General features: G+C 51.3%; 2 protein-coding genes and 1 pseudogene. All 3 read right to left on the bottom strand.

Annotated features, from left to right (window positions below; genetic code table 11):
* Window positions 1–212: pseudogene (locus tag ACOJS8_RS09380) on the bottom strand (hypothetical protein); the annotation flags it as partial.
* Window positions 209–1,234 carry an FAD binding domain-containing protein gene (locus ACOJS8_RS09385; protein WP_420148276.1) on the bottom strand — a complete coding sequence of 342 codons (1,026 nt, stop codon included), beginning with the start codon at window positions 1,232–1,234 and terminating at the stop codon, window positions 209–211. The gene ACOJS8_RS09385 and the pseudogene ACOJS8_RS09380, both read right to left, overlap by 4 nt.
* Window positions 1,231–1,758 (bottom strand): (2Fe-2S)-binding protein, encoded by a 528-nt coding sequence (locus tag ACOJS8_RS09390; RefSeq protein ID WP_420148277.1) that lies wholly within the window; start codon window positions 1,756–1,758, stop codon window positions 1,231–1,233. The genes ACOJS8_RS09385 and ACOJS8_RS09390 overlap by 4 nt, the downstream gene beginning before the upstream one ends.
* Window positions 1,759–2,030 lie beyond the last annotated feature (272 nt).

Raw genomic sequence — 2,030 nt, forward strand, 5'->3', positions numbered from 1 at the left:
GGCCGGTTCTCATACGTAAATACGTTCAACACACCATCCAGGCTGAGCGCGTCACTGGCGTCGATACGGGTGATTTTACCTTTCGCAATTGCACTGGATATAACGTATCCATACGCCAGATCAGGCACGTTAAATTCGGCAGCATATTTGGCTTTGCCGGTTACTTTTTCCTTGCCGTCGACGCGGCTTATGGGTTTTCCAATGGCGGTCATGCGGTTGGTTCGAGTTTAGCGGCCTGTCCTAATGCCCGTACAATAGCACGCCTGGCCAGTTCAATTTTAAACGTATTATGTCCGTATCCCTGAGCGCCTGTCAGCAGCGATTCGGCCGCAGCCTGAAAGTTCTCTTTAGTAGCGGGTTTACCAACCAGTAAGGCTTCGGCTTCGGGTTTACGCCAAGGCTTATGTGCTACGCCCCCCAGCGCAATTCGGGCATCTGTAATGGTGCCGTTGTCTAATTCAAGTGCAGCTGCTACCGATACTAAAGCAAAGGCATACGAAGCCCGGTCGCGAAGTTTCAGATACATAAAGTTGTCCGCAAAACCTTTGGGCGGCAGATCAATGGCCGTAATGATTTCGTCGGGTTCGAGTGTATTGTCGATGTGGGGCGTATCGCCGGGAAGCTTGTGAAAGTCGGCAAAGGGAATGCTACGTTCTCCGTTCTTACCCGTTACACGTACCACCGCTTCGAGAGCCGCCAATGCTACGCACATATCTGACGGATGCGTGGCAATGCAATTCGGCTCTGCAAGTTGACCATCCGTACCCGGTGTTCTCGTTCCCAGAATGGCGTGAATGCGGTTGAATCCGTTAATCGCTGAACAGCCCGAACCGGGTTCGCGTTTGTTACAGGGCGTTGCTACGTCGTAGAAATAATAACAGCGCGTTCGCTGCATCAGATTGCCGCCGTCGGTTGCCATGTTCCGTAGCTGGGGCGATGCACCGGCCAGAATCGTCTGCGACAGTAACGGATACCGCTGAAGGATACGTTCATCGTAGGCAGTATCGGCATTCGTCATAAGCGCGCCTAACCGCAATCCGCCTTCCAGGGTTTCGGAAATGGTCGCCATAGGCAGGCGTGTGATGTCGATCAGTCGTGTCGGTCGCTCTACATTTTCCTTCATCAAATCGATGAGGTTGGTGCCGCCAGCAACAAACTTAGCTGTCTGGTCGGATGCCCGTTCATCCACAGCAGTCTCGATGGCATCGGCTCGGGTATAGGTGAAGCTGTTCATGCTGTTTTCTGGTTCATGACTTCCTCAATTGCATCCACAATGTTCGTGTAGGCACCACAACGGCAGATATTTCCGCTCATCAGCTCCCGAATATCGGCCGTAGTTCTGACCTTGCCTTCGTTCATCAAGCCAACGGCTGAGCAAATCTGGCCGGGAGTGCAGTAGCCGCACTGAAACGCATCGTGATCAATAAATGCCTGCTGTAAGGGGTGAAGACTTTCGGTTGTCGGAGCAATTCCCTCGATGGTAGTAATCTGCTTTCCTTCCTGCATAATGGCCAGTGTCAGACAGGAGTTGATGCGCTTACCATCGACCAGCACCGTACAAGCGCCACATTGACCATGATCGCAACCCTTTTTGGTACCTGTCAGGTCCATGTATTCGCGGAGTGCATCGAGCAGACTAGTCCAGGGCGCAAGCTTTAATTCGGTTTCGATTCCATTAATGGTTAGCTTAACCGTATGCACAGGGGGCAAAGACGGGGGTCGACTTTCCAGCGGGGGCGCTGTGGCAGTAAGGGTCATAATGTTCGAGGTTAGTAGCGTATCTAGTACGGGAACTGTCAGAGAGGCCGGTTGTTTTTAATTTCAGGCTAAAACCAGCCTGTGTTTTGAAAACCGCTACGTTATTCGTAAAAGCGCCATCGGCTATCAAACAGATTGATAGCCGATGGCGCAGAAAAGAATGGCTTACGTAGTGGAATTTTGGTTGGTCAGGCGTTTTAATAATCAGGGAAGCTGTATAAACTTTCTAAAATAAATCTCATAGAGATGGGCATTTGTCATTCCGACCGGAG

The organism is Spirosoma sp. (genome assembly GCF_048594605.1).
Lineage (GTDB): Bacteria > Bacteroidota > Bacteroidia > Cytophagales > Spirosomataceae > Spirosoma.